The 25,758-nt window shown below is 69.0% G+C and carries 23 protein-coding genes and 1 pseudogene; 12 read left to right on the top strand and 12 right to left on the bottom strand.

The window, feature by feature from the left end:
• The first annotated feature begins 51 nt into the window (after nt 1–51).
• Nucleotides 52–1,152, top strand: coding sequence for a Gfo/Idh/MocA family oxidoreductase (locus AB0C73_RS15695; RefSeq protein ID WP_362529600.1), 1,101 nt, complete (start codon nt 52–54; stop codon nt 1,150–1,152).
• Entirely contained in the window at nt 1,149–1,619 is a 471-nt protein-coding gene (locus AB0C73_RS15690; RefSeq protein ID WP_362529597.1) for a heme-degrading domain-containing protein, read from the top strand. The genes AB0C73_RS15695 and AB0C73_RS15690 overlap by 4 nt, the downstream gene beginning before the upstream one ends.
• A gap of 112 nt (nt 1,620–1,731) precedes the next feature.
• Here AB0C73_RS15690 and AB0C73_RS15685 read toward each other — a convergent pair whose 3' ends face one another.
• From AB0C73_RS15685 to AB0C73_RS15670, 4 genes are all read right to left on the bottom strand, one after another.
• Entirely contained in the window at nt 1,732–2,589 is an 858-nt protein-coding gene (locus AB0C73_RS15685) for a fumarylacetoacetate hydrolase family protein (RefSeq protein WP_362529595.1), read from the bottom strand.
• Between the two features lie 202 nt (nt 2,590–2,791).
• The gene (locus AB0C73_RS15680) at nt 2,792–3,523 is read right to left on the bottom strand and encodes a YidC/Oxa1 family membrane protein insertase (RefSeq protein WP_362529593.1); all 732 of its coding nucleotides are present in this window, start codon (nt 3,521–3,523) and stop codon (nt 2,792–2,794) included.
• A 166-nt stretch (nt 3,524–3,689) separates the two neighbouring features.
• Nucleotides 3,690–4,004, bottom strand: coding sequence for a DUF6412 domain-containing protein (locus AB0C73_RS15675; protein ID WP_362529591.1), 315 nt, complete (start codon nt 4,002–4,004; stop codon nt 3,690–3,692).
• Nucleotides 4,005–4,074: 70 nt separating this feature from the next.
• Nucleotides 4,075–4,623 carry a helix-turn-helix domain-containing protein gene (locus AB0C73_RS15670; RefSeq protein WP_362529589.1) on the bottom strand — a complete coding sequence of 183 codons (549 nt, stop codon included), beginning with the start codon at nt 4,621–4,623 and terminating at the stop codon, nt 4,075–4,077.
• A 164-nt stretch (nt 4,624–4,787) separates the two neighbouring features.
• Between AB0C73_RS15670 and AB0C73_RS15665 the strand changes: the two genes are divergently transcribed.
• A complete protein-coding gene (locus tag AB0C73_RS15665; RefSeq protein ID WP_362529587.1) occupies nt 4,788–6,236 on the top strand; it encodes an MFS transporter in 1,449 nt (482 codons plus the stop codon).
• Here AB0C73_RS15665 and AB0C73_RS15660 read toward each other — a convergent pair.
• A pseudogene (locus AB0C73_RS15660) lies at nt 6,206–6,898 on the bottom strand (class E sortase); the annotation flags it as partial. The gene AB0C73_RS15665 and the pseudogene AB0C73_RS15660 overlap by 31 nt on opposite strands.
• 75 nt (nt 6,899–6,973) lie before the next feature.
• On the opposite strand from AB0C73_RS15660, the gene AB0C73_RS15655 reads away from it, so the two are divergent.
• From AB0C73_RS15655 to AB0C73_RS15630, 6 genes are all read left to right on the top strand, one after another.
• Complete coding sequence (locus tag AB0C73_RS15655; protein WP_362529584.1) at nt 6,974–7,978, top strand: SEC-C domain-containing protein; 1,005 nt, start codon at nt 6,974–6,976, stop codon at nt 7,976–7,978.
• Nucleotides 7,979–8,073: 95 nt separating this feature from the next.
• Nucleotides 8,074–9,618 carry an ATP-binding protein gene (locus AB0C73_RS15650; protein WP_362529582.1) on the top strand — a complete coding sequence of 515 codons (1,545 nt, stop codon included), beginning with the start codon at nt 8,074–8,076 and terminating at the stop codon, nt 9,616–9,618.
• Nucleotides 9,611–10,594, top strand: coding sequence for a PD-(D/E)XK motif protein (locus tag AB0C73_RS15645; protein ID WP_362529580.1), 984 nt, complete (start codon nt 9,611–9,613; stop codon nt 10,592–10,594). Before AB0C73_RS15650 ends, AB0C73_RS15645 begins: the two co-directional genes overlap by 8 nt.
• Nucleotides 10,595–10,644: 50 nt before the next feature.
• Entirely contained in the window at nt 10,645–13,620 is a 2,976-nt protein-coding gene (locus tag AB0C73_RS15640; RefSeq protein WP_362529577.1) for a Z1 domain-containing protein, read from the top strand.
• A gap of 34 nt (nt 13,621–13,654) precedes the next feature.
• On the top strand, nt 13,655–14,638 hold the full coding sequence (locus AB0C73_RS15635) for a DNA cytosine methyltransferase (RefSeq protein WP_362529575.1): 984 nt from the start codon (nt 13,655–13,657) through the stop codon (nt 14,636–14,638).
• 142 nt (nt 14,639–14,780) lie between these two features.
• Nucleotides 14,781–15,776, top strand: a complete 996-nt coding sequence (locus AB0C73_RS15630) for a DNA cytosine methyltransferase (protein WP_362529572.1) — start codon at nt 14,781–14,783, stop codon at nt 15,774–15,776.
• A 14-nt stretch (nt 15,777–15,790) separates the two neighbouring features.
• Here the strand turns inward: AB0C73_RS15630 and AB0C73_RS15625 are convergent, their stop codons facing one another.
• From AB0C73_RS15625 to AB0C73_RS15605, 5 genes are all read right to left on the bottom strand, one after another.
• Complete coding sequence (locus AB0C73_RS15625) at nt 15,791–16,762, bottom strand: DUF6339 family protein (RefSeq protein ID WP_362529569.1); 972 nt, start codon at nt 16,760–16,762, stop codon at nt 15,791–15,793.
• Complete coding sequence (locus AB0C73_RS15620) at nt 16,759–17,742, bottom strand: hypothetical protein (protein ID WP_362529567.1); 984 nt, start codon at nt 17,740–17,742, stop codon at nt 16,759–16,761. Before AB0C73_RS15620 ends, AB0C73_RS15625 begins: the two co-directional genes overlap by 4 nt.
• Complete coding sequence (locus tag AB0C73_RS15615; protein WP_362529564.1) at nt 17,739–19,835, bottom strand: helix-turn-helix transcriptional regulator; 2,097 nt, start codon at nt 19,833–19,835, stop codon at nt 17,739–17,741. The genes AB0C73_RS15620 and AB0C73_RS15615 overlap by 4 nt, the downstream gene beginning before the upstream one ends.
• A 159-nt stretch (nt 19,836–19,994) precedes the next feature.
• Entirely contained in the window at nt 19,995–20,438 is a 444-nt protein-coding gene (locus AB0C73_RS15610) for a very short patch repair endonuclease (protein WP_362529562.1), read from the bottom strand.
• Nucleotides 20,439–20,519: 81 nt separating this feature from the next.
• Nucleotides 20,520–21,119, bottom strand: coding sequence for an ATP-binding protein (locus AB0C73_RS15605; protein ID WP_362529561.1), 600 nt, complete (start codon nt 21,117–21,119; stop codon nt 20,520–20,522).
• A 256-nt stretch (nt 21,120–21,375) separates the two neighbouring features.
• Here AB0C73_RS15605 and AB0C73_RS15600 point away from each other — a divergent pair, with 256 nt between their 5' ends.
• Together AB0C73_RS15600 and AB0C73_RS15595 are read left to right on the top strand one after the other, a co-directional pair.
• Nucleotides 21,376–22,221 (top strand): helix-turn-helix transcriptional regulator, encoded by an 846-nt coding sequence (locus AB0C73_RS15600; RefSeq protein ID WP_362529558.1) that lies wholly within the window; start codon nt 21,376–21,378, stop codon nt 22,219–22,221.
• Nucleotides 22,221–22,448 (top strand): DUF397 domain-containing protein, encoded by a 228-nt coding sequence (locus AB0C73_RS15595; protein ID WP_362529556.1) that lies wholly within the window; start codon nt 22,221–22,223, stop codon nt 22,446–22,448. The genes AB0C73_RS15600 and AB0C73_RS15595 overlap by 1 nt, the downstream gene beginning before the upstream one ends.
• 125 nt (nt 22,449–22,573) lie before the next feature.
• Here AB0C73_RS15595 and AB0C73_RS15590 read toward each other — a convergent pair whose 3' ends face one another.
• Nucleotides 22,574–23,056, bottom strand: coding sequence for an NUDIX hydrolase (locus tag AB0C73_RS15590; RefSeq protein WP_362529553.1), 483 nt, complete (start codon nt 23,054–23,056; stop codon nt 22,574–22,576).
• 10 nt (nt 23,057–23,066) lie between these two features.
• Nucleotides 23,067–24,290 carry a helix-turn-helix transcriptional regulator gene (locus AB0C73_RS15585; RefSeq protein WP_362529550.1) on the bottom strand — a complete coding sequence of 408 codons (1,224 nt, stop codon included), beginning with the start codon at nt 24,288–24,290 and terminating at the stop codon, nt 23,067–23,069.
• Between the two features lie 205 nt (nt 24,291–24,495).
• On the opposite strand from AB0C73_RS15585, the gene AB0C73_RS15580 reads away from it, so the two are divergent.
• Nucleotides 24,496–25,743 (top strand): methionine adenosyltransferase, encoded by a 1,248-nt coding sequence (locus AB0C73_RS15580; protein ID WP_362529548.1) that lies wholly within the window; start codon nt 24,496–24,498, stop codon nt 25,741–25,743.
• The last annotated feature ends 15 nt before the right edge of the window (nt 25,744–25,758 follow it).

Raw genomic sequence — 25,758 nt, 5'->3', positions numbered from 1 at the left:
CATTGTGCCGGTCGCTTGCACTTCGGCAACAGCGTTGCCAAAGTGGATTCCATGAGCTCCCCCGCCCCGCGTTCCCCCCGCACCCCACTCCGCGTCGGCCTCGTCGGCTACGGCCTGGCCGGCTCGGTCTTCCACGCCCCGCTGATCGCCACCTCCCCCGACCTCGTCCTCGACACGGTCACCACCGGCAACCCCGAGCGTGCCGCCCAGGCCCGCGCCGAGCACCCCGGCGTGCGGGTCGTGGCCTCCCCGGACGAGCTGATCTCCCGGGCGGAGGACCTCGACCTCGTCGTGGTCGCCTCCCCCAACAAGACCCACGTCCCGGTCGCCACCGCCGCCCTGGAGGCCGGTCTGCCGGTGGTCGTCGACAAGCCGCTCGCCGCCACCGCCGCCGAGGCGCGCACCCTCGCCGCGCTCGCCGACGAGCGCGGGCTGCTGCTCTCCGTCTTCCAGAACCGCCGCTGGGACAACGACTTCCGCACCATCCAGGCCCTGCTCGCCGACGGCACAAGCCCCCTCGGCGAGATCCAGCGCTTCGAGTCCCGCTTCGAGCGGTGGCGTCCCCAGCTCAAGGGCGGCTGGCGCGAGTCCGGCGCGCCCGAGGAGATCGGCGGGCTGCTGTACGACCTCGGCAGCCACGTCGTCGACCAGGCCCTGGTCCTCTTCGGCCCGGCCGTCCGCGTGTACGCCGAGTCCGACGTGCGCCGCCCCGGCGCCCAGGCCGACGACGACACCTTCATCGCGATCACCCACGCCAACGGCGTGCACTCGCACCTCTGGATGAGCGCCACCACCGCCCAGCTCGGCCCCCGCTTCCGCGTACTCGGCCAGAAGGCGGGTTACGTGAAGTACGGCCTCGACCCGCAGGAGGCGGCGCTCCGCGAGGGCCTGCGGCCCGGGCCCGACGCCCCGTGGGGCCTCGAACCCGAGGCGCTGTGGGGCCGGCTCGGCGCCGGAGAGTCCCCGCTCACCGGCGGCGGCGCCCCCGTCGAGACCCTGCCGGGTGACTATCCCGCGTACTACGCGGCCGTCGCCGCCGCCCTGCGCGGCACCGGCGCGAACCCGGTGACGGCCCACGAGGCAGCCGCCGCGCTCGACGTCCTGGAGGCGGCGAAGAAGTCCGCCCGCGAGGGCGTGGCGGTGACCCTGTGACCAGTGTGGAGGAGCTGACGGCGCAGGAGGCGGCACTGGTCCTGCCCCGTTTCACGTACGAGGACGCCTGGACGCTCGGCACGATCCTGGCCGAGCTGGCGAGGGAGCGGCGCGCGCCGGTCGCGATCGACGTACGGCGCGGGGCGCAGCAGCTGTTCCACTGCGCGTTGCCCGGGTCGAGCGCCGACAACGACGCCTGGATCGACCGGAAGCGGCGGGTCGTCGAGCGGTACGGCGTGAGCTCGTTCCTCGTCGGCGCCCGTTTCCGTGCCAAGGGCACGACGTTCGAGGCCTCCTCGCGGCTCGACCCGGACGTCTACGCCGCGCACGGCGGGTCCTTCCCGATCGCCGTCGAGGGCGCCGGGGTCATCGGCTCGGTCACGGTCTCGGGCCTGCCGCAGGCCGAGGACCACGCGCTGGTCGTCCTCGGCCTGGAGCGGCTGCTCGCGGCGTACGGCGCCGAGTAGGCGCGCGTACGGGCAGGAGCGCGTACGGGCAGGAGCGCGTACGGGTGCGGGTCGGTACCGACCCGCACCCCGCCCCGCACCCGCACCCCGAGCCGCACCCCGACTCGTACCGCTACGCGTCCTTCAGCTCCTGCCGCTGCCGCCCAAGGCCGTCGACCTCCAGCTCGACGACGTCGCCGGCGCGCAGATACGGCTTGGGCTCGGGCTGCCCCATCGCGACGCCCGCCGGTGTGCCGGTGTTGATGACGTCGCCCGGGTGGAGGGTCATGAACCGGCTGACGTACCGCACCACCTGGGCGACCGGGAAGATCTGGTCGGAGGTGTGGCCGTCCTGCCGCAGCTCGCCGTTGACCCACAGCCGCAGGCCGAGGGCCTGCGGGTCCGGGACCTCGTCGGCGGTGACGAGCCACGGGCCGAGCGGGTTGAAGGTCTCGCAGTTCTTGCCCTTGTCCCAGGTGCCGCCGCGCTCGATCTGGAACTCGCGCTCGGAGACGTCGTGGGCGACCGCGTACCCGGCGACGTGCGCCAGCGCCTGCTCGTCGGTCTCCAGGTAGCGGGCGGTGCGGCCGATGACGACCGCGAGCTCGACCTCCCAGTCGGTCTTCACCGAGCCGCGCGGTACGAGCACGGTGTCGTCCGGCCCGACGACGGTGTCGGCGGCCTTCAGGAAGACGACCGGCTCCGCCGGGATCGCGGCCCCGACCTCCGCCGCGTGCCCGTGGTAGTTGAGCCCGATGCACACGACCTTGCCGATCCGGCCGACCGGCGGGCCGATCCGCAGCCCGGCCGGGTCGAGCGGGGGCAGCACGCCCGCGCCGAGCGCGGCGCGGATCCGGTCGAGCGCGGAGCCGTCGGCGAGCAGGCGCCCGTCGATGTCGTCGACGACGCCGGTCAGGTCGCGCAGCGTCCCGTTCTCGTCGAGCAGGGCGGGCCGCTCGGCCCCGGCCGGGCCGACACGCAGCAGCTTCATGTCTCTTCTCCTCTGGTCGAGCCTCGGGTCGAGGTGGTCGAGGTGGTCGAGGTGGCCCGGGGAGGCGGGCCTTGGGTACCCCGGCCGATGGAGTGCGGCCATCGGAGGATTGGTCGATCCTCCAAGAGTTCGGGGCGGTCTGCAAGCCCCGGTTCACACCCTGGACCCTTACGTACGGGTAACCCCGCGAGCGCCTGACGGCTCAGGCGGCCGCCGCCAGGGCTCCCGCCGCGGGCATGTCGCGGTAGAGGAAGGCGCGCTCGACGGCGGTCCAGGTGGTGCTGGTCACGATGTAGAGCGCGGCGGCCAGCGGCACGACGGCGACCGAGATGAGGGTCGCGAAGGAGAGCAGCGGCAGGTACTTGGTCATGGCGGCCATGGCGCCGGCGCCGGGCTGGTCGTCGGCGATCGGCTGGACCGGGTTGAGGGCCTGCTGCTTCTTCGTACGGAGGTAGGTGTACGTGGCGACGGCGCCGACGATCGCGAAGAGCGCGAGGTAGACGAGCCCGGCCGGGCCGAACACGCCGCCGTCGCCGAGGGCGTCGGTGTAGCGCCCGCCGAGCGGCGCGGCGAGCAGGCTGTGCCCGGCCATCCGCCCGCTGGAGAAGAGGTGGTACATCAGGAAGAAGGCGGGCGCCTGGAGCAGGCTCGGCAGGCAGCCGGCGAAGGGCGAGACCTTCTCCTCGGCGTGCAGCTCCATGATCGCCTTCTGCAGCCGCTCTGGGTTCTTGGCGTGCTTCTTGCGCAGCTCGGCGAGTTGCGGGGCGAGCCTGGTGCGGGCCTTCTGGCCGCGCGCGGCGGCCCGGGAGAGGGGGTGGACGGCCAGGCGTACGGCCATCGTGAAGAGGACGATGGCGGCGGCGGTGGCGGCGCCGGAGAACAGCGGCTGGAGCAGGTCGGCGAGCTGCTCGACCAGGCTGGCGAAAACGGACATGGGGAGCCCTCCGTGGGGTCTCGTCGCGTGCCGGGAGAAATCAGGAGCTTCGGCAGGACGGAACCGCGTGGAGGGGGGTACGGGTCGGAGTGCGGGCAGGGGGCCGGGGCCGGGGCCCGGAAGGGGCCCTGCCCGCTGCGCCTCTTGCGCCTCTCTGCTCGCGCCTCTACGCGGCCGTCAGGAGGGGACGGCCGGGTGCCCTGGGCCTGCGGCGCCCGGGGGCGTCGGGGTCGCGTTGGGGCAGGAAGGCGGTGCGCCGGGCGCGGTCGCGCAGGGCGGTGCGTACGCGGGTGGGCGGTACGGGAAGCGCCGTACGGCCGCCGCCGATCAGGGCGCAGACGAACGCGCCGGCGGCCACGGCGAAGGCGGCCGAGAGGCCGGCACCGGCGCCGCCGCCGACGCCGTCGGAGAGCAGCAGGTCGGCGAGGGCGAGGAGGAAGAGGAGCGGCGCGAGGACGCGCAACAGAGGCCCGCGGGCCATGCCTTCCTCCTTCCGCACACGCTTCGGCAAGCGTCCGACTCGCCGTACTGCCGTTATACAGGATCGGCCGTTACGCAGGACCGACCTCCCGCGGCGCCGGACCGACCTCCAGCGGCACGAGGAGGCGGCGGGGCCCGAGGAGGGCGCGGCTGACCGGGTCGGTGGGGTCCGGGTCGAGTCCGGCGCCGGGCCGCATCTCGACGTCGGCGGGGTGGACGGGGATCCGGCAGACCGGGCACTCGCCGTACGCGCCGAGTTCGGTGCCGCAGTCGACGTGGTGGAAGTGGCGCATGGGGAGGGTCTCGGGCAGGTCGCGCCCCCAGCGCCCGAGGGAGCGCAGGACGGGCCACAGGGCGATGCCGCGCTCGGTGAGCACGTACTCGTCGCGCGGCGGGGACTCCTGGTAGCGGCGCTTGTCGAGGACGCCGGCCTCGACGAGGGCCTGGAGGCGGGCGGCGAGGACGGCGCGCGGGGCGCCGAGGTGGGTGAGGAAGTCGCTGTAGCGGCGCACGCCGTAGAAGGCGTCGCGCACGACGAGGAGGGTCCAGCGCTCGCCGATCACTTCGAGGGCGCGGGCGATGGAGCACTGCTGGGTCGCGTAGTCCTTGCCGAGGGCCATGGGGACAAGTGTAGCGGGCGGGTTCATTCATTGAACTCTTGCTGGTACGGTGAGCGAACCGCATGAAGGTTCATTGAACGAACCAACCACCCCGACTCTCCGCCCTCCAGTGAATCCGCCCTCCCAGCGAATCCGCCCCTTCCCCCTGAAGCCGAGGTCCAGGCATGCCGAAGGCCACCCCCACCCACGCCCCCACCGACGTCGGCCGTGCTCGCAGTGCCCGCGGCGCCCCTTCCGGGCTCGCTCCGCGGGAGCGGTCCGCCCGCCCCGGCGCGACCCTCGCCGTCACCAGCGCCGCCACCGCGCTCACGCTGATGATCTACACGGCGCCGATGCTGACGCTGCCCGCGATGGCGTCGGCCTTCGGGACGCCGGCCTCCGCGCAGGCCTGGCTGCTCAACGGCGCCCCGCTCGGCCTCGCCGTCCTCCTCCTCGTCGCCGGCAGCCTGGCCGACGCGCACGGGCGGCGCCGGGTCTTCCTGCTCGGCACCCTCGGCCTCGGCCTCACCACCGCGCTGGGCGGGCTGGCCGGTTCCACGCTCACCTTCACGCTCGCCCGGATCGCCCAGGGCGCGGCGAGCGCCGCCGTGCTCGCCGCGAGCCTCGGCCTGATCGCGCACGCCCACCCGGGCGGGGCGGCGAGGATCCGGGCGACGGGGGTGTGGGGCGCGTTCGTGAGCGCGGGGATCGCGCTCGGGCCGCTGCTCGCGGGCGGGCTGAGCGGTCTGGGGGAGCTGGGCGGCCCGGGCGGGCTCGCCGCCTGGCGGCTCACGTACGGAGTGCTCGCGGCGGGCACGCTGGTGGTGGCCGCGTTCGGGGTCCGGGCCCTGACCGAGTCGCGCGCGCCGAGGACCGGCCGCCGGGCGGACCTCGCGGGCGCGCTGACCCTGGGCCTGGCCCTGGCGGCCGTACTCACGGCGCTCACGCTCGGCCGGGACGGCTGGCTGCGCCCCTCCGTGGGCCTGCTGCTGCTCGCGGCGGCCGTGCTGACCGTGCTCTTCGTGAGCGTCGAGCGGCGCGTCCGGGCGCCGATGATCGACCTGGCGCTGTTCGGACGCCCGGCGTTCCGGGCGGCGACGGCGGGCGCGCTGTTCACGGGCCTTGCCGTGATCGGCTTCTTCAGCGTGCTGCCGGCGCTGCTCCAGCACGGCGGCGCGGGCTTGGCGCCGCTGACGACGGCGTGGCTGTTCTTGCTGTGGTCGGGCACGGCGTTCGTGGTGGCGCTGCAGGTGCGGCGGCTCGCGGGCCGGATCTCGGCCACGTACCAACTGGTCCTTGGCTTCGTCCTGTCGGCGGCAGGGGTGCTCGCGCTGTTCGGCGCGCTGGAGGGTGCCTCCGTCCTCCGCCTGCTGCCCGGCCTCGTGGTGGCGGGCGTGGGCAGCGGCCTCCTGAACGCCGCCCTGCCGCGCCTCGCCGTGGACTCCGTACCGCAGGAGCGGGCGGCGATGGGCTCCGGCGCCAACAACACCGCCCGCTACATCGGCTCGGCGGCGGGCGTCGCCCTGGCGCTGGCGCTCGCGACGGCGGGCCCGGACGTGGCGGTGCTGGTGTCGGCGGCGCTGGCGGTGGCGGGTGCGGTGGTGACGAGCGTGGCCCAGACGACGAGCCGGTAGGTGGAGGTGAACTCGGGCGTGCAGGTGGTGAGGGTGAGATAACTGCCGGCCTGCTCGTAGCCGTACTCCGGGTGGTAGAGGGACCGGGGCACGGGCGCGATGACGCCGGTGTCGCGGGGCGAGGTGGCCGGCAGGACGCGGTCGACGCGGTAGGTGAAGGTCCCGTCGCGGGTGCGGACGGTGAGGGTGTCGCCGGGCCGGAGCCGGTTGATGTACCGGAAGGGCTCGCCGTGGGTGTTGCGGTGCCCGGCGAGGGCGAAGTTGCCGGGGCGCCCGGGGGCGCCGGTGCCGGGGTAGTGCCCGGCGTAGCCGCGGTCGAGGACGGCGCGGCGGCCGACGCCGGGGGCGACGGGGACGGTGAGGCCGAGCCTGGGGATGCGGAGGACGGCGTAGGCGGGGACCGTGGGCGCCGGGGCCGAAGGTGACGACGGGACTGAGCCCGGGGTTTCCGGCGGAGGTGAGGAGCCCCACTGCCGTTCGAGCTTGCGTACTTGCTGGACGGCCTGGGCGTGGGCCTGCTGGTTGGTCCACCAGAGCTGGTGGACGACGAACAGCAGCACGACGACACCGCAGGTGACGAGCACTTCGGCGACGACCCGGAGCGCACGGCCCCTGTCCGGGCGCCGTGATGTCTGTACGACGACCGGAACCCGGCCGCGCATCCTCCCTCGCACGGCGGGCACGATAAGCGCTGAGGCGCCAACTCTCCAGGGCCGTACAGCAGTACGGTGGTCGACATGCGCCCCGACACGCCTGCCGACCACACCACCGAAGCCGAGCGTCTGCTCCGCACCGCGGGGCAGTACCCGGAGGACCGCGAACCCCTGCTGCTGCGCGCGGCCGCCCACCTGGAGCTGGCGGGCGAGCGGGAGCGGGCGACGGCCCTGTACGACGAGCTGCTCGCCGCCCCGGCCCCGGCGAACCCCCTCCTGATCAGGTCGCTGAAGGCATCGAACCTGTGGGAGTACGGCCATGAGGCGGAGGCCCGGGCGATCATCACGGGCGTCCGGCGGGCCCGCCCGGAGGAGCCGGCGCCGTGGGAGATCGTCGCGGAGACGCTGGAGGCCCACGACGAGCTGGAGGAGGCGGAGGCGACGTTCACGGAGGCGGCCGGGATGCTGGTACCGGCCGCGGCGGAGGACATCTCGTACGCCCTGCAGTCTCTCCTCTCATCCCGCCACCGAGTGCGCAGGATGCTGGCCCTCCCCCATGACTCGTGGGACACCCTGGCGGACCGCCTGCACACGGCGGAGGTCCCGCTGGACGAACTGCACGACCCGAAGCGCCTGTGGTCCCTCGGCTCCTCGGACCCGGCCGAGCTCCGCGCCGAGATCACCCGCCTCCGCTCCGAACTAGGCTCCTACCGCACGGCCCTCTCCCGCCCCTTCCCCGTCGCGGTCCTCCACTGGCCGGAACCGGAACTCGACGAGCTCCTGGCCGCCTACCCGGAGCTGGAGGCCGAGTACCCCACCTACCGCGCCCACCTCACCGACATCGAGGCCTCCCTCCGCGAACTCGCCCAGTCCGGCACCCCCAACCTCGGCATCGTCCCGGCCACGGTCCCCTCGTACGAAGCCTTCGCGGCCTCCGAATCCTCCACCCCCGCCAACCCCGCCCTCCTCCCCCAATACGCCACAACCCTGGCGGCCCGCGGCCGCGCATCGACGTGGCCGCCTCTCCGCACGGCGCCGTGCTGGTGCGGGTCTCCCCTCACGTACGGCGAGTGCCACCGGGCGGAGTAGCGATCAAGGGAAAGGCCACTACCTCCGGTGGCGATGTCAGTGCCGTCTACTAGGGTCGTCTGATCAAGTGCGGCACGCATATTCCAAGGCGAGACATGACGACTGACTGGCAGTTCGAGGTACCCACCACCGGTAGCAAGCATCTGCCCCCGGATGCCCGCTACATGGAGGCCCTCAGCAGTCAGGGCTACGGTTTCGAGGCAGCGATCGCCGACCTGGTCGACAACTCCATCGACGCTGGCGCCAAGGACGTCGTGATCCACTTCCTCCGGGACGGGGACAGGCTCGTCAGCCTGCTCATAGTCGACGACGGCAAGGGCATGGACGAGCAGGAGCTGGACATCGCAATGACCGTCGGCGGTCGTCGCGACTACGACTCTCGGGCCCTGGGCATGTTCGGCACGGGTCTGAAGTCCGCCTCGCTCAGCCATGCGAGCGCCGTCACCGTCGTCAGCAAGGTACGTCGCACGCGGGCCGCGGCCCCGGCCGGGCGCCGGTGGACGATGGAACGCGCCGTCACCGGCTACGAGTGCGACATCGTCGCGCCGGAGTACGCCCAGCAGCTGATCGACCGCTACTACGACTGTCCGATCGTCTGGCAGGGGACGATTATCCGTTGGGATGGGGTCAAGAACTTCCCGCGGACCGGCGGTGGCCAGACCGATCGGTACCTGCACCGGACGATCAACAAGCTGGGGCTTCATCTCGGACTACACCTGCACCGTTTCCTGGCACTCGACGACTTCAACATCACCATCGCCGTCGAGGACGTCTCAACCGGCACCGAGTACATGAACTTCGGCGTCCAGCCACTGGACCCGTTCGCCTACCCGGTCACCGGACACGCCGACTATGCACGCGAGTTCGTCGCCGACGTTCCCTCCGTTGGACCCGTCACACTGAACGCGCACATCTGGCCACCGAAGTCGAACACCGACGAGTTCAAGGCGGTGGGCACGGGGATCGACCGACAGGGCTTCTACTTCTACCGGCACAATCGACTGGTCCAGGCCGGTGGCTGGAACAACTTTCGTCAGCCGGAACAGCATCTCGCACTCGCACGCGTCGCCATCGATCTCCCTGACGATGCGGTCGCCTCAGAGGTGTTCCGCCTGACGGTGAAGAAGGACGGAGTCGACACCTCCCCGGAGTTCGTGACGGCCCTGGAGTCCGCAATGGACGCCGGCGGGCGTGCCTTCGCCCAGTACGTGGCCGACGCCGACGCTACGTACCGCGCCGCCCGCAAGCGGACGGCCACCACTCGCAAGCCGGTGATCGCAGCGGGAAAGGGCTTCGAGAGCTCCGTGCGGGAGGCGATCGAGGACGAATTGCCGCTCCTTCCCGGCGAGGAGCCGATCGCCGTCCTCTGGCAGAAGATCGACAACAGCGTGTTCTTCGAGATCGACCGGGAGTCCCGCACGATCATCCTCAATCAGCACTACCGGGCCGCGATCCTGGGCGGGCGCCGGGGCGGGCTGAACGACGCCCCGGTTCTCAAATCGCTCATGTATCTGCTACTCCACCAGGTCTTCGAGAAGGAGTACAGCGGCAGCCGTGAGAAGGACAATCTGCAGTTGTGGCAGTCTGTGCTGATCTCAGCAGCCCGGGCCGAGCTGAACCGGATGGCGGACCATGACTGACACGGGTGCCGGATCGTCGCTCGCCTGGTCGACCGTCGAGCACTACCTGGGGGAGGGGCTCGGTGCGAGCTACCGCCTCTCCGCGGACGACGGGCACCCCGTCGTGTCGTACGAGATCGGGGACGGCGGCAGGGACATCGCCCTGTTCGTGGAGCTCGGCCGGAACCAACAGCCACCCCGTTCGTCGCTGCCTGCGGTCCGCATCGATCAGGTGTCCGTGGAGAAGGGGGTACGCATGGCCCGAATACGGACCACCCAAGTGGCGTTGATGCGCGACTTCCACGACATGTTGCTCGCCGTGGCCGATCGGATCGTCACGAAGAACCGTTCTCTCGATCGAGCCTTCACCGAGACCGTGAACGGCTGGACTTCGCTGCTCAACCGCCGGCAGGTGGTGAGCGTGGAACGTCGGATCGGCCTGCTCGGCGAACTGTCGACGCTTGCTCGGCTCGCCGAGTCGTACGGCTGGTCGACCGCCGTCGAGGCATGGACCGGTCCATACGGCGAAGAACACGATTTCGCCCTCCGGTGCTTCGATCTGGAAGTGAAGACCACTACGACAGAGCGGCGACGCCATGTCGTCCACGGCCTCGGCCAACTCGAGCCCGCTCCCGACAGGCCGCTGTGGTTCGCCTCTCTTCGTCTGACGCGGGGTGGTCTAGGTGGTCGCACGCTCGCCGAGTCGGTGCACGCGGTACGCGCCGCCGTGACGGAGCACGCCCCTGCTGCCCTGCTGCGGCTTGATTCCGCACTTGAACGGTCCGGGTGGTCGGTCGAGCGTGAGGACGACGAACGCTGGACCCCCCGGGACGAGGCCCTGGTCCTGGCGGTCGAGTCCGTACCTCGACTCACCCCCGCAATTCTGGCTGCCGCCGCGCTCGACCGGATCTCGGCCATACGCTATGAAACCGATGTCACCGGGCTCGCGCCCACCCCGGACCCCCCTGTGGATCTGTCCGGCCTTCGCCTTCCGTGAACCGCCCTTCGCCTCCCCGTCACACCGCCCCAACCGCCGAGGAACCGCCGATGACCAGCCCCGACACAGCAGCCGGCATCCGTCTCGACCTTCATGCCCGCGCACTCGGCGACATGAGCTCCGGAAAGCCGAAGCGGCTCGTCCGCGCTCTGGAATACCAGGCCGAGGATCTTGGGCCCGAAGCCATGGCCTACGCCTCCGAGGCAGACTTCCTCTCGGTGCTCAGCGACGCACGTTCCACCGACCAGTTGGTCGAGATGTGGCGTAAGCAGCTCACTCGCTGGGACTACAACGAGAACGTCGCGTGGTCGGCACACCCCCCGCGTACGGACGAGCGGCGAGCCGACGTCTACGCACTGCTCGGCCTCGGCGACGAGACCGGCAAGCGACTGGATGCCCTCATCCCTGTTTCCAAGGCGGCCGGTGCGGTCGTGATCAGCAAAAAGCACACTCCCTGGTACACCCCGCAGTCTCTCCAAGGGCGCCCCTGGTACTGGCCCGCGTACCGCAAGCTGCTGGTGGACAAGGGGTGGCCCGAGGACGTCGTCGCCGGCCTCGACGAAGCGACCGACCGTGTGGTGGAGCGGCTGGCGAACCCGACGGCGTCCAAGCCGTACCAGTCGAAGGGCCTGGTGGTCGGTTACGTGCAGTCCGGGAAGACCGCCAACTTCGCCGGCGTCATCGCCAAGGCGATCGACGCGGGTTACCGACTGGTGATCGTCCTGGGCGGAACGCTCAACATGCTGCGGGCGCAGACCCAGCGCCGGCTGGACATGGAACTCGTCGGCCGCGAGAACATCATGCGCGGCGCCAGCGAGTTCGAGTCCGACTACGCCGATGACCCCGCTTGGAGTCAGGGCAAGTTCGCCACCTTCGGCGCAATGCCCTCCTCCCTCGGCGCCTTCGACATCCATCGGATGACGACCCGTGACGTCGACTACCAGAGCCTCCAGCAGGGCATCGCAGCGCTCGAATCCGACAAGCAGGAACCTGGACGTCCGCTGTACGACCCACTCAATCTGCACCGGGCAGCGGCCCGCCTGATGGTGGTGAAGAAGAACAAGCAGGTGCTGACCAAACTGGTCAAGGATCTGGGGAAGATCCAGACGCCGCTCTCCGAGATCCCGGTCCTGATCGTGGACGATGAGTCCGATGAAGCGTCGGTGAACACTTCCGACCTGGCCAAGCCGAATTCCGAGCGGACGGCGATCAACAAGAAGATCTCGGAGTTGCTGCGCATGCTGCCGCGCGCCCAATACGTGGGCTACACGGCAACCCCGTTCGCCAACGTCTTCATCGACCCGAGCGACACCGAGGACATCTTCCCGAAGGACTTCATCATCTCCCTGCCGCGCCCGGACGGGTACATGGGAGCCCGCGACTTCCACGACCTCGACGACGACTTGTCCGATGAGGAACGGACGTACGCGAACTCCAACGAGAAGGCGCACGTCCGCTCCATCGTGGTGGAGGATGACGAAGACGACACGTGCCTCCAGCGCGCCATGGACATGTTCGTACTGACCGCCGCGATGAAGCTGTACCGCGAGGACAAGGGTGGTCTCGGCGATCGCTACTTCCAGCACCACACCATGTTGATCCACGAATCCGTGCGCCAGGACGACCATCGAGAGCTGTTGGGCCGGGTCACCAGACTGTGGTGGAACGCCGGCTATCTCGGGGCTGCCGGCCGCGAGCGGCTGCGCGACCTGTTCGACAACGACATCGCGCTGGTCTCCGCGGTCCGTGCCGACGGCCAGGCCGTGCCCGCCTCGTTTGAGCAACTCGCGCCCTACATCGGCCCCGCAGCAATCCGGATCGGCGGTGACGACAAGCCGATCATCGTGGTCAACGGCGACAAGGACCTGGCCACCGGTGAGGCGGACTTCGACAAGCGCTCCATTTGGAAGATCCTTATCGGCGGGCAGAAGCTGTCCCGAGGTTTCACCGTCGAAGGACTGACCGTCTCGTACTTCCGCCGCCGCGCGGGCAACGCCTCCACTCTCATGCAGATGGGACGTTGGTTCGGCTTCCGCGAGGGCTACCGCGACCTGGTACGGCTCTATTTGGGCCGCCAGGAGACGACGGGCAAGAAGGAGATAGACCTTTACGAAGGCTTCGAGGCGATCTGCCGGGACGAGGAAGCGTTCCGGGCGGAGCTGGCCCAATACTCGGTGATCGTCGACGGGAGTCCACAGATCACCCCGGACAAGGTGCCACCCCTGGTCTCGCAGCACATCCCGTGGCTGAAGCCGACCAGCCCGAGCAAGATGTACAACTCACGTCTCGTCACGCTCCGTTCCCCCGGTCAATGGCAGGAGCCGACGGCATACCCGAAGAAGTCCGCTGACCTCCGCTACAACACTGACCTATGGACGCGCGTCCTCGACTCGCTGTCCGCTGATCCGACGCAACTTGCCTACCACTTCTCCGACCGGGGTCCCACCCACCGTTTCGCGGCTCTCACGGGACACATCAGCGCGCGCGAGCTGCTCGAGACCGTGACGGCCGTGCGCTGGGGGGCTCCGTCACAGTTCGCCCCGCACCTGGACTATCTGCGGGAGATCACCGAGAGCGCCCAGGTGGACGACTGGATCGTGCTCGCGCCCCAGCATGCCCAGTCGGGACGACGGATCAGGCTCGGCGCCGGAGGCCACACGTACTCCTACTTCGCCCGTGACCGTCGCCGTGACCCGCTCTTCGGCGCTATCAGCGACCTCAAGCACCGCGCGGCGGCCACGCGCATCGCCGGCGGGCTTCCCGACTCCGGCGACACCGCTGTCGAGAACCTGGTCGCCCCGCGGCGCGGCGTGATCGTCCTGTACCCGATCGTCGAGCCCGAGCACCGAGCCGCCCTTGTGGAGGGGGATGCGCTCGATCCCAGCCGGGTCGTGATGGCCTTCGGCTTCGTTGCCCCAGCCTCGGCCCGCAGCAACGACGGCCGCGTGCTCCGGTTCACCACGATCGACTCCTCTCGGGAAGGCGTCGCGATCATCGACACCACCCCAGGCGTGGCGGCCGACTGAGGTGGCAGGACGAAGGGAGATCGGCGGAGAACCGATGACCACCACGACAACCCGCCTGCGAAGCGTCACTGTGTGTGCTGGCGCCGGAGGCCTCACTCTCGGTCTGGAACAGGCGGGCTTCGACCCGGTTCTCCTCCTCGACAACAGGACGGTCACCTGCGACACGCTCCGTGCGAACAGGCCCGCCTGGAACGTCCTGGATCTCGACCTCCTCGATTTCGACCCGGTCGACTACCAGCAGACGTACGACGTGGACCTGCTGGCGGCAGGCCTTCCCCGTGTCAAGGCCACCGCCTCCGTGCGCCGCGCCGAAAGGGACGACGAGCTGGAAATCCTCAGGGCCACGATCATGCTCATGCACGGCGTCCGGCCTCGAGCCCTGCTGCTCGAGAATGTTCCCGATCTCGTCACGAAGCCGGTCTACGGACCGATCCGGAAGTACATCACCGAGGAGCTCGTCCACCTCGGCTACGACGTCCACTGGTTCGTGCTCAACGCCGTCGATTTCGGCGTGGCGCAGGATCGGAAACAGGGTGTCGTGGTCGCCTTCAGTGACGGACGCCTCGGGTCGTTCGCTCCGCCCACGGCGTCGATCACGCGCCACCGGACGGTCGGGGAGGTGCTCGGCCCGTCCATGGCCACCCGAGGCTGGGCCCAAGCGTCGGCCTGGGCTGCCCAAGCCGACCGACCGGCTCCGACCCTGGTCGGGGGTTCCTGGAACCGCGGCGGCGCGGATCTGGGGCCGACGGGTACCAAGCGTGCGTGGGCGCGGATGGGCGTGGACGGCGGAACGGTGGCAGACGACGTGCCCGGTCCCGGCTTCGTTTGGGATCCGTCTCGCGGGCGCGCAGGGATGATGCCGCTCACCGTGCGCCAGGCCGCCATGCTTCAAGGATTCCCGCTTGAGTGGTCCTTCGCCGGTCGGAAGACCGCGCAGTACCGGCAAGTGGGCCACGCCACACCTCCCCCAGTGGGCAGAGCACTCGGCAAGGCGATTAAAGCGGCTTTGCAGTCCTGACCAGAGCGCGCGGATTCCGGCAGGCTCGCACCAATGACAAGCGACCATCGACAGCGTATCTGCCCGAGAGGTCGCTCCGGGTAATCTGTAGCGCTGCTGGGTCTCCCGGTCCCCGACGAACACATCACCTTCTGGAGAACACGTGCCACGCCCTGAGATTGTCGATCTGTTCGCCGGACCGGGCGGGCTCGACGTGGCGGCGCGTGAGCTCGGGTACGAGGTCACGGGCATCGAGTTCGACCAAGATGCCTGCGACACTCGGACCGCTGCCAAGCTCGCCACCCTGCAGGGAGACGTGCGCGATTTCGGTCCGCACAAGTTCCCGAATGCGACGGTGCTCGCGGGCGGACCGCCGTGCCAGACCTTCACGGTCGCGGGCAGCGGCGCAGGCCGCCGTGCACTGGACGAGGTGATCGAGTTCGTCCAGCGGATGGCTGACGGTGAGGACGTCCGGTCCAAGCTTGCCGTACTCGAGGACGACCGCACCGGCCTCGTCCTCGAGCCGTTGCGATGGGCTTTGGAAGCCTTTCGTGACGGACGGCCCTACGAGGCGATCATTCTGGAACAGGTGCCCGCGGTCCTCCCTGTCTGGAGGGAGTACGCGAAGGTCCTGTCCGCGAACGGGTACTGGGTGGCTGAGCCCCGGGTGCTGCACACGGAACAGTTCGGGGTTCCCCAGACACGGCGTCGCGCCATCCTCGTGGCCCGCCTCAACGCCATGGCCGAACTGCCGGCGCCCACCCACCGCATGTACCGCAAGGGCGTACCTCGTGATCAGGGCGACCGCGCTCTGAACGCCTGGGTGCCCATGTCGAATGTTCTCGACCGGCCTATGCGCTTCGAGGTGATCTCGAACTACGGCACTGGCGGTGACCCCAAGACCCGCGGCCGTCGGTCCTCCGACGAGCCTGCTTTCACGGTCACCGGCAAGGTGTCCCGTAACCGCGTCGTCGGCGAGGACGGCAAGGAGCTGCCCCGCTTCTCGGACGCCGAGGCCGGGATCCTGCAGACCTTCCCGGCCGACTATCCGTGGTCCGGTCGGGCGATCGCCCAGCAAATCGGCAACGCGATCCCACCTCTGCTGGGCAAGGCGGTCCTGCAGGCGGCCATCGGCCCGGCCGACGAGTACGCACGCTGATCACGAGATGGAACTCAGACGGCGTCCGAGGGCTTGGCCAGACTGACCCCGGAGGCCGTCCTGGGAGCGGGCAGGGGCACTGCCTCCTCCGGATCGGTCTTGGCGGGCTTCCTCCGTCGCAACGGGGCCTCGACTCGCAGCTTCTCGAACAGGGGGAGCAGCGTGTCGACGGCGGCGGCTTCGACGCGGCCGTCACATGGGCCTTCCGGAAGATGATCCCAGTCCACTGCCGCGTCCGTGCCAGCCTCAATCCAGTCGTACAACTCGTCGACGTCAGGGTCGGTATCCGGGGCCAGGACGTCGTACATCAGCGTGCTGCCGGCGGCGTTCACGGCTGACGAGAAGGCATTGACGTGGTCACCTGGGCGGGCGACGCCCGAGTCGAGGAGGCCGCAGACCACCCGGATCACGGCCTGGGCCGTGGGGCGGTGGTCGACGACGTCCAATCGCATCGTGGTATTGAGGACGTCCTGGATCTTGCACGCAATAACGACGGGGTCGTAGTCGTCGCCGTCCCGGAAGAGCTCGGCGGCCCACCAGAGGCGGGAGAACGTCTGTGTGTAATGCGCTCCGCTGAAGCGGGCGGCCGTGGCGATACCCGGGCCCTCCACGCTATCGGCCCCCTTGTGGCGCCAGACGACGTAGTCCGGGGCGACGACCATGGCGAGGTGGTTCCAGACACGGCTGTCGGCGGCCTCGGCGCGGGTCATCCGAAGCGTGGCATGCAGCCTGGGTGCAAGCCAGGCATCGGCCGAATACCGGTCGGCGGCGAAGCGCCGCATGGCCTCGTCGAGGAGTTCGCGGACCGGCGCGGTACGCCGCCGCTCGGCGGTCCGGTCGTCGTACGCCACGCTGGCGCGGGTGAGCGCTACCTGCGGGGGGAGTTCCCGACCAGACTGGATGCCGCGGCCGAGGTACTTGGCGACCGCCGCGTCCGGCAGAAGCGCGAGCACGGGAGGCAGGTCGGCGGGGGCCAGCGGGGTCATCGTGCTTCGCTCCTGTCCGCGCGGTCGACGGCGCGCACCGCTTCCGTCAACTTCCTTGCGATTCGACTTCGCTTGCCCGCCGCGTATTGGATGTCAGTCTGGAGTTCGGACCAACCGAACCCCTTGGTGCGACGTTCCTCGATGTCGTACAGAGCGTCGGTGAGCGGGCGGCCCGGCAGTACGTCGGGAAGCATCATCCGGAGCACGGCCTCGCGCCAGCCGGTGGGCATCACCGGGGTTCCGTCCTCATCGACGTCCAGATCGGCGACGGCGGTGTGGAACATAGCGGTCCACGCATCCTGTGCAATCCGGCTGGCGGTCATCTCGCGCAGAAGCTTCTCTGCCGTGTTTCCCCCGTTCCCGCCGAGTAGGTCGACAAGTCCATCCACCGAAGCGGTGTTGAGAAAAACTGTCGGCACCTCGCCGGTGGTCTCCACGATCCAGGGGGAGTCCTTATAGGGTCGCAACCACTCCAAGGCCCCCTCGCGGAAATCCTCCTCGACGATCTCGATCTCGCGCTGACGCACCGGGCGAGCGCCTTTGAGATCGAGATACCAGTCTTGTTCAGTGGTACCGATCACCCGGCCGGCGACTCCATCGACGGTGGCGGCCACGGTCAGGCCGAGCACGGCACGGTTGAGATGACGGCTCCGGTGCAGGTCGATCGTCCCGCTCCAGACGCCGTCGGCGGACCTTCTCAGCCGTGCCGTGGTCCGTGCGTTTGTCGCCTTCTCCGTGAGAGCTGCAAGGCAGACAGGATCCGTCCACGCACCATCAGCGAGCTCTGCCTCGGGAAGCGTGGCCTGCAAGCGGAGCGTGCAGTACTCCCAACTCTCCCGGCCAGACTGATGGAGAGCCACTGTTCGCTCGGGCTTGGACACATGGGAGTACGGGAGCGGTGCGGTACCGTCGACCGTAATGGCGACCACGTCGAGATCGATGTCGCCGAACAGTGTCGTGTACGGGTAGACGGGCTTCACGCCGATCCTCCACGGGCCTTCTGGACGTCGACTACGAGTCGGGCGAGACCACCCCGGACGGGATGGGTAGCAGGGTCGGTCACTCCAGTGAACACGGCGGTCCGCACTCCGGGGTCGACGACGAGATCGCCGTTCTCCAAACGACAGTTATCGGAGGGAGTCAGTTCGGCCCAGCCGACTGCTGGGCGGCCCCCGGACCGTACGTCGAACTTGGCCACGGGCGTGAGTACCCAGGGGTCCTCGGCCTCGGGAAGCTTGAGGCCGACGGTGACATGCCAGGCACCCCCGTCCTCGACACGTGCCTGCACGCTTCGGACGACCGGGAAACCCTGCGCACGCCGCCCACCACCGCCGGCACCGTCCAGTCTTAGCAGTTCCCGCAGCACCGCGGGGCCGCCAGTACGGGCTACATCACGGCGGGCAACCAGCCCCCGTACCGCCTTGTCGATCTCAGCCCGGAACTCCTTCAGCCGAGTGAGCGCGCCGCGCTCGTACAGAGTGGTGAGCTCCTCCGTGCGGTCCCAGCGATCGTGCTCAGGTGGCTCGGAGGCGCGCAAGAAGGCCTCCGCGAGTTCGACGTCCTCGCCTTCCCTTCCTGTGGCGAAGCCGGCGAGCAACACGGCCTGGAACGGCGCGGTGCCGAGCGGGAGCTCACGCGGGCGCTGCTCGGTGATGGTCATCCGATTGCCCCGCATGCAGACGACCCTGCTGTGACGCTCGTCGCGTTCCCCGGCCGCGGTGAGCAGGAGCAGCGCTTGGTGCTCCCGGCCCTTGTCCCGGGCGCGGCCGCGTCCCTTGAGGGGGGAGACGACGAGCGGTACCTCGACCAGGGCAACCTGGTCGCTGGCAGTTAGTACGGGAACGGTCCCACCGTCGAGGTATGCCTGGAAGGCACGCCCGAGGGCGGGGTGGTGGGCATGGGGGTCAACGCGTTCCTCTGAAATGAGGACCTGACCATCGCGAAGGGTGGTGACGCTCGCCTCCATCAGCGCCGCGGCTGCCTTTCCCCCGATCATGGATGCCCAGAATCCGTCGGCGAGCGATCGGACAAGCTTGTCGTGCATCTCCTGGAGCGTCTCGGCGTCCCCCGATGCATCGTGCGCGCCGACGACGAGAAAGGAGGTTCCCGGAGCGTTGCCCGCCCGGTCTAGGTGGAGTGAGTGAACTTCCGACTCGCTGGCCCACCAGGACCGGGACACCCCCTCGTGGTGGGGCTCGGTCTCGGTCTGGCCAAACCAGGCCGGCCCGGCATAGGCGTCCCCATCGAGCTCGTGCCAGGGCAGGTCGACCCGCCCGATCACGCGGCGCTCGGCATGTCCCTCGTGCGGCTCGGACAGGGTGGAGTTGACGAGGACGAGCCCGAGACGGCTGGTGGCCCACAAGGTCGCCTTGCCCAGTCCGTACGAGCCTCCGGCACGACCGCCGGCCTGCTTGTGGCTGTCAAGCTGGCGGCGTACGACCGCGGCGTAACGGCCGTCCTGGTACTCCGGACCGGTGAGACCTGCGGCGTTGTAGTCCTCGACGCGGAGGAGCAGCAGCGAGCGCTGCTCGTCCAGGTCGTCGAGCGCGGCCTGAAGGCCACGGGAGACCTTTTGCCCGCCCTGAGCCGCGGCCTCGTAGTGCCGACGGAGTTCGTCCCAGCGCATAGCGGCCAGGAAGGCGTCAAGGTGTTCACCTGTGAGCTCGTGGAGGACGTAGCGCACTCGAACTGGCACCGTGTGGTCAAGGCGCTCGTCGAGCGAGTTCTGTGTGGCCTCGCGGGCGAGGACGGACAGGTCGGCGTCGAACGCGAAGGCCGCGGCGTTGCCGTACTCGCGGCCGCCGTCGGTGTGTGCCGGTCGATGGTGCCATCGACGTGTCCTGGACGAGGTGATGTCAGTAGGCCGGTCATGGGCGGTGTCAGGGTCGAAGTCAAAGACGGCAGCGATGGCGCGCTTCATCTCCTCACGCGGTTCGGAACGGCCGTGGATCCAGGCGGAGACAGCCGCCCGCGTTAGATTGAGGCGCTGCGCAAGGTCGGCCTGCTCCATGTCGGCTCGCGTGAGCTGACATTCCAGCCAGATGCCGAACTCCTCGCCTTGCGGTGCGGTCATGCGATTCCCCCCGGGTGGTCGCCCCTGCGTTGCGCACACCAGACGCCCGAGGAACACCCATCACACGCCTGTCGGCGGACAGATTATCACCGCATATTTGACAGAGTGCCCTTCATCGACTAGCTGTTGGCGAGCGTCTTAAAAGGCTCCACGCGGACTTCACACACCCCTCTTCCGAGCCTTCAGCGAGTCGCGCCGTTCCGCCACGACCGCAGCCACCCGCTCGGCGGCTTCGTCCGCACTTTCGTGTTCCCAGACCCTCACCGGCAGCCAGCCCGCGTCCACCAACCGAGCATCGGTATTCGCATCCCGAGCCCGGTTCTTCTCAATCTTCTCCCGCCAGAACTGAGCGTTCCGTTTAGGCCACGTCGCATGCTCCGGGCAGCCGTGCCAAAAGCAGCCGTCGACGAACACGGCCACTTTGGCAGGCCCGAAGACGATGTCCGCCTCACGCCGCACGCCCTTCAGGGGACGCCGATGAACTCGGTAGCGAAGCCCAGCACGGTGCAGCGCGCTGCGCAGAGCCTTTTCCACACCGGTATCCCGACTGCGCTGCCCGCTCATGCGGGAGCTCGTCTCGGGCGTCGTCTCCAGTGCTCTCATGTGGCCATTGTGGCGCGGATATCAGGAAGGAGGCCCAGCTGGATAGGCGAACGAGCACTCAGGGACAGCATCGCGAGTCAGTCACGCAGCGGCCTCTCCAGACTCGTAGAGCAGCTGCGCGCGAGCCAGGGCATCGTCCGGGTCGCTCCCCTGCAAGGAGAACCAGACCAACAGGTCAGCAATCAGCGTGACGGCAGCCTCCTGGTTCACTCTGGACCGGACACCGCCGACCGCGCCGCGCGCCCCCACCAGCCCTCGATAGGTCTCCAGCATCGCGGCCGCACGGCCGGCGCGCGTGCAGACGGCGTCGGCCATCAGCGATAGCTCACACCACACGGCCTTGCCGCGCTCCATGGGAAGCGAGCCCCAGCTGGTCGACATCGAGGCCAGCAGGTGCAGGCCTCGGCCGCACTCGGCGTCGCACGCCTTGGGCCTGCCGCCTTCCATCGGAGGCAGTACGGGGCTCATGTCGTGCAGCTCCACGCGGAGCCGGCCGTCCTTCGCTTCCAGAACAAGGGTGGCCGGAGCCCCCTCCCCCACATGCTTGATCACATTGGTCGCCAGCTCGGTCACGACGAGCTCGGCCTCGTCCACCGCGTGTTGAGCACCCCACTGCCCGAGCGTGGAGCGAACTGTCCTGCGCAGCAGTCGCACCTCACCCGGCAATGCCTCGAAGGGCATGACGCAACGAAGCCCGGACTCGCTGTACCCACTGAAAGCCATACGAGACTCCCTCCCCGATCAGCGCAGCGCTACGCACACCGCATCCGTACGGCGACGCTGCGTGATCTCGGTGGATCGAGTATGGCAGCGAGAACTCTCACCATGAAACTTCTCACGAGACTCGATCGGGTGATTCCGCCGTCGTCGGCAGGTCGGCTGCATAGCCTGATCGGGCCCGAAGGCGGGCTCTCGCAGCGAAGCGAAGGACGACCCCTTGCAGTCACGGACAACCACTCGGCGCCGCCACCTCGGCACGACCATGCGCAAGTTGCGAGAGCGCGCGGGCATGACCCTCGAAGACGCCGGCGGCCGCGTCGGGGTGTCCAAGGCAACGGTGAGCCGCTACGAGACTCAGGCCGGCCCGGTGAAGTGGCCCATCGTCGATGCCTTGTGCCGGGAGTACGGCGTCACCGACGCCGAACGGAACGCCGTCGTCGGCCTCGCTAGAGACGCCAAACAACAAGGCTGGTGGAACTCGTTCGCCGACAGCATCCCGGAGAGCATGAACCTGCTGCTCACGCTGGAGGACGAAGCGGCCCGTGAGGACCACTTCTCCTGTGTCTACGTCCCTGGGCTCCTCCAGACGCGCGAGTACAGCACCGCACTCCAGCAGGCCAATGAGCTGCGCCTCGGACAGCAGGAGGTTGACCGGCTCGTCGACATCCGCATGAAGAGGCAGGAGATCCTCACCCGCTCCCAGCCTCCGCACCTCTGGGCGATCCTCGATGAGTCGGTCCTCCGCCGGGTCGTCGGATCTCCCGAGATCATGAGAGCTCAGCTGGAACGGCTGCTCGTCGAGAACGAATCGCCTCACGTCACCCTGCAAGTACTGCCCTTCTCCAAGGGAGCACACGGCGCAGCACTGGGAAGCTTCGTCATCCTGGGCGGCACAGAGCCTTCGCTCGACGTCGTGTACATCGACCTGCACACCGGTTCGCTGTTCATGGAAACCGAGGCAGAACTCGACCGATACAGACTTGCGTTCGAGTACCTGCGGGCGCAAGCGTTGGACATGGAGACTTCGTCATCCCTGATCCGTCGCATCAGCAAGGAGCTGTAGTGGCCTCGCCGCATTCCCTCACCGCCACCGACGCCTGGTTCAAGTCGTCGTACAGCGGCGCAAATACAACTGAATGTGTGGAGTGCGCGCGCACCGACACCGGCGCGTTGGTGCGGGATTCAAAGCGGCCGGATGGGCCGGTGCTGGCCGTACAGGAAGACGCTTGGAGCGTCTTCGTCGAGAGAGTCTCCTCGCTTCGGCTCACGCCTGGTCGCTCAGCGCGGTGAGGTGCTGACCAAAGCTCTGCTGCAGACTCTCCAGAAGGGCACGACCCCTGCTGGCCGTTTCGTTCTCGGGAAGGCCGATCAACCCCGGCCGCGAGGAGGAAGACCGCCGGGCCGCCGACGTTCGATCACGCCCCCGCTTCTGGCGACTTCCCGTGCTCCAAGTAGGCAGTCTGGCTGTCCGTCCGAGCCTGGATACCGGCGGCGATGCGCCGTGCGAGGCGGGGGATGGTGAGCTCCGGCACCCGGTCGACGTCGTGGAAGTCGTAGCCCCGGAGCTCGTCTGCTTGCAGGACGATCTGCCGGCGGTCGCCCGCGCTCAGGCGGCCGCCGTCGAAGAGGTAGAGGATCTTGTCTCCCTCTCCGGGGTTCGGCGCCCAGTCGACGACGAGCAGGCGGCCGATGTGCGGTGCGATGCCGAGTTCCTCCTGGACCTCACGAACACAGGCTTGTCTCGGGGACTCCCCCGCCTCGACGTAGCCCCCTGGAATGTCGTGGTAGTCCTTGTATGACGGTTCGACGAGGAGGACTCGATCGGATTCGTCGAAGAAGAGAGCGCCGGCTGCCATGCGGGGGCGGGCCATCTTCGCTTCGTGCTCGTTCTCGCTCACGGTTCGGACTCTAGCTGCCCGCAACGACGCCCAGTCTGCGAGCCAGATCTGCCACGGGATGGGAAGGCCGGCCCCTCGTGCCACGAATCCAGCCGATGACCAGTTCCCGGCTCAGGTAGTGGTGGCGCACCTGCTCAGGGGCGGCCTGTTCGGCTTCCAGCAGAACGGCCAGGGCTTCATCGGTGCGGTTCCAGGAGCTCAGCGCCTTGGCGACTTCGAGGCTGTGTCGTGCGCGCCGTTCCATGGGCAGGGCGCTCGTGTCGATCCGTGAGCCCAGGTCTGCGGCGATCTGAACGTCACCGAGTTCGCCGGCGGTGGCCACGCAGTGGATAGCCACATTGGTCGGGCCGAAAGCCGTCCACAAGTGATTGGCGTCGGCGCCGAGTCGTTGCGCAACCTCGTCCGCCTCGCGGAGGAAGGTCTGCGTGGTCGCCCTGTCCTCTGCCCGCGCGGCAGCCATCGCACCGGCGAGAAACAGCGTGCCGTACACCGAGAGGTACTCGTCATCGGCGTCGGCCGACTCGGGCTGCATGACGGTTGCCGCGTCGTTCACCAGCTGGACCGCCGCTGTGAAGCGCCCGGTGGCCAGGAGACAGTGCGTGACCGCTCGGAAGAGCGATCCCGTGACCTCCCTGCGGCCGCTGCACTGCGCTGCTGCCAGGCCTCGGTCCGCGGCGATCCATGCCAGCTCGGGCTCTCCTATCTTGCCCAGCACCATGGCGGCACCGTGGTAGGCGAGAGCAAGCAGGGCGTGGGCTTCCTCCGCCTCGTGCCCCGAGTAGGCGCGGGATGCGGCGAGGGCATCGGCCAGGACATGGGGGAGACGCCGGGTGGCAAAGCCGTAGCGAGATGCTTGGTACGCATCGAGCACGTCGCGCACGTTGCCTCGAAGGTCCAGCAGGGCGGGTGGCTCATCGTCGGCTGTGAAGCTCAGTAAAGGGGCGAGCTGTTTGTAGTCCATGAGTGCTTCGCGCAGCGCAGGAACGGTCCGTCGACCGCTGTCGGCCGACCACTCGATGAGGCTCGACTCGGCGAGCAGGTCTCCGAGGGAGACGTCGAGCGCCTCGGCGAGTGACGCGATCACCGAAAGGCGATCAAGCTCGATCCTGTTGTTCTCCGCCTTGCTCAGCCAGTCCGTTGTACGGCCGACAAGGCCGGCCAGGACCTCTTGAGAGAGACCTCGCCGACGCCGATACCAGGCAACGCGCTCCCCAATGGTCAGGTTCTGTGTCATCCCACGCATGTCCTGATCATCACCTCGTGGCCGAAGTGGACCCCGGAAGGATTTTCCGGGGTGCTCTGGGGCGCCCTGGCTACTGTCGCAGCAGACCGGGAGAACCGCGGGCGATGTGAGCAACTCAGCCCGCGGCAACCGGCTTTGACCACTGACGTTCATCCGTCCCACCCGTCTTTCTCATGCCGAGAGATCGGAATTAGTCATGCGCAAAACCATCACGATCGAGGGTGGTCACCTGTCCATTGAGACAGGCATCCCCAAGCCCGGTGCGACCACGATCGTCGAACGGAAGGGGCTCGGTCACCCCGACACCCTCGCCGACCACCTCGCCGAGGGGCTGTCGCTTGCGTACAGCCGCTACACCGTCGAACGCTTCGGCGCGGTGCTGCACCACAATTTCGACAAGCTCGGCCTCCTCGGGGGCGCGAGCGAGGTCCGGTACGGCGCCGGCCGGATGACCGCCCCAGTACGCGTCCTGGTCAACGGGCGGGCTGCGCCCATGTGCGGGGGCGAGCGGATCCCCGTGGAAGAGATCGTGGAGGCCGAGGTGCGCGCGTTCTTCGCCCGCCGTCTTCCCGATGCCTCAGACCACCTGGACATCACCTTCAACATCACCAGCAATTCCAGCCCTGGTGCTGTCCTCACGGGGGACAAGGTGCCGGACAGGACGCGGTGGTTCAGCCCCCGCTCCATCGACGACCTGCGCGAGCGGCGGGTCCGGCTGTCGAACGACACCTCGCTCGGGACCGGATGGGCACCGGAGAACGTCTTCGAGTCCTTTGTCCGCGAGCTGGTGAACCATTTCTCCGGGCAGAGTGAGTTCACGCTCTCCCACGCCTGGTGCGGCTCCGACGTCAAGCTCATGGGCTACTGGGACGGCGACCAGGCCGACGTCGTCCTGTGCGTGCCGCAGAAGTCGCGCCATGTCAGCAGCCGTGACGAGTACATCCGGAACGCCGAGTGCGTCCTTGCCGAGTGCTACCGGCTCGCCGGAATCAGGCTTCCGGGCGCCGAGGTCCGGTTCCGGCTCAACGCCCGCGACGTACCGGAGAATGACGAGCTGTACCTCACGTACACCGGCAGCTCGATCGAGTCCGGAGACGAGGGCGTCGTCGGTCGCGGTAACCGAGTCAACGGGCTCATCACGCCCCTGCGGCCGATGAACCTGGAAGGCGCCAATGGCAAGAACCCCGTCTACCACGTCGGCAAGCTCTACAACATCGCCGCTCAGCGGCTGGCCCAACGGCTGCACGAGGCAACCGACGGCCACGCCGAGGTCCACCTGGTCAGCACCACCGGTCAGCGTCTCGACCAGCCGTGGCGCATCCTGATCCGGCTGTCCTCCCCGGACGCCGAGTCCGACAAGGTCCAGGCGCTCGTCGCCGAGGCCCTGGAGGGGTTCCCCGCCCTTACGGACGAGCTGGTCTCCGACGGGATCGTGCTGAGCTGATGGCCCGGCGAACGC

This window comes from Streptomyces sp. NPDC048623 (genome assembly GCF_040650755.1).
Taxonomy (GTDB): Bacteria; Actinomycetota; Actinomycetes; order Streptomycetales; family Streptomycetaceae; genus Streptomyces.
The sequence above is the reverse complement of the archived record's forward strand: the minus strand, read 5'-3'. Positions and strand labels throughout refer to the sequence as shown.

What these genes read in the sequence shown, in the direction of transcription:
- AB0C73_RS15695 (WP_362529600.1), top strand. Translation starts at nt 52, where the DNA reads ATGAGCTCCCCCGCCCCGCGTTCCCCCCGCACCCCACTCCGCGTCGGC.
- AB0C73_RS15685 (WP_362529595.1), bottom strand. Translation starts at nt 2,589, where the DNA reads ATGAAGCTGCTGCGTGTCGGCCCGGCCGGGGCCGAGCGGCCCGCCCTG.
- AB0C73_RS15680 (WP_362529593.1), bottom strand. Translation starts at nt 3,523, where the DNA reads ATGTCCGTTTTCGCCAGCCTGGTCGAGCAGCTCGCCGACCTGCTCCAG.
- AB0C73_RS15675 (WP_362529591.1), bottom strand. Translation starts at nt 4,004, where the DNA reads ATGGCCCGCGGGCCTCTGTTGCGCGTCCTCGCGCCGCTCCTCTTCCTC.
- AB0C73_RS15670 (WP_362529589.1), bottom strand. Translation starts at nt 4,623, where the DNA reads ATGGCCCTCGGCAAGGACTACGCGACCCAGCAGTGCTCCATCGCCCGC.
- AB0C73_RS15665 (WP_362529587.1), top strand. Translation starts at nt 4,788, where the DNA reads ATGCCGAAGGCCACCCCCACCCACGCCCCCACCGACGTCGGCCGTGCT.
- AB0C73_RS15655 (WP_362529584.1), top strand. Translation starts at nt 6,974, where the DNA reads ATGCGCCCCGACACGCCTGCCGACCACACCACCGAAGCCGAGCGTCTG.
- AB0C73_RS15650 (WP_362529582.1), top strand. Translation starts at nt 8,074, where the DNA reads ATGACGACTGACTGGCAGTTCGAGGTACCCACCACCGGTAGCAAGCAT.
- AB0C73_RS15645 (WP_362529580.1), top strand. Translation starts at nt 9,611, where the DNA reads ATGACTGACACGGGTGCCGGATCGTCGCTCGCCTGGTCGACCGTCGAG.
- AB0C73_RS15640 (WP_362529577.1), top strand. Translation starts at nt 10,645, where the DNA reads ATGACCAGCCCCGACACAGCAGCCGGCATCCGTCTCGACCTTCATGCC.
- AB0C73_RS15635 (WP_362529575.1), top strand. Translation starts at nt 13,655, where the DNA reads ATGACCACCACGACAACCCGCCTGCGAAGCGTCACTGTGTGTGCTGGC.
- AB0C73_RS15625 (WP_362529569.1), bottom strand. Translation starts at nt 16,762, where the DNA reads ATGACCCCGCTGGCCCCCGCCGACCTGCCTCCCGTGCTCGCGCTTCTG.
- AB0C73_RS15615 (WP_362529564.1), bottom strand. Translation starts at nt 19,835, where the DNA reads ATGACCGCACCGCAAGGCGAGGAGTTCGGCATCTGGCTGGAATGTCAG.
- AB0C73_RS15610 (WP_362529562.1), bottom strand. Translation starts at nt 20,438, where the DNA reads ATGAGAGCACTGGAGACGACGCCCGAGACGAGCTCCCGCATGAGCGGG.
- AB0C73_RS15605 (WP_362529561.1), bottom strand. Translation starts at nt 21,119, where the DNA reads ATGCCCTTCGAGGCATTGCCGGGTGAGGTGCGACTGCTGCGCAGGACA.
- AB0C73_RS15585 (WP_362529550.1), bottom strand. Translation starts at nt 24,290, where the DNA reads ATGACACAGAACCTGACCATTGGGGAGCGCGTTGCCTGGTATCGGCGT.
- AB0C73_RS15580 (WP_362529548.1), top strand. Translation starts at nt 24,496, where the DNA reads ATGCGCAAAACCATCACGATCGAGGGTGGTCACCTGTCCATTGAGACA.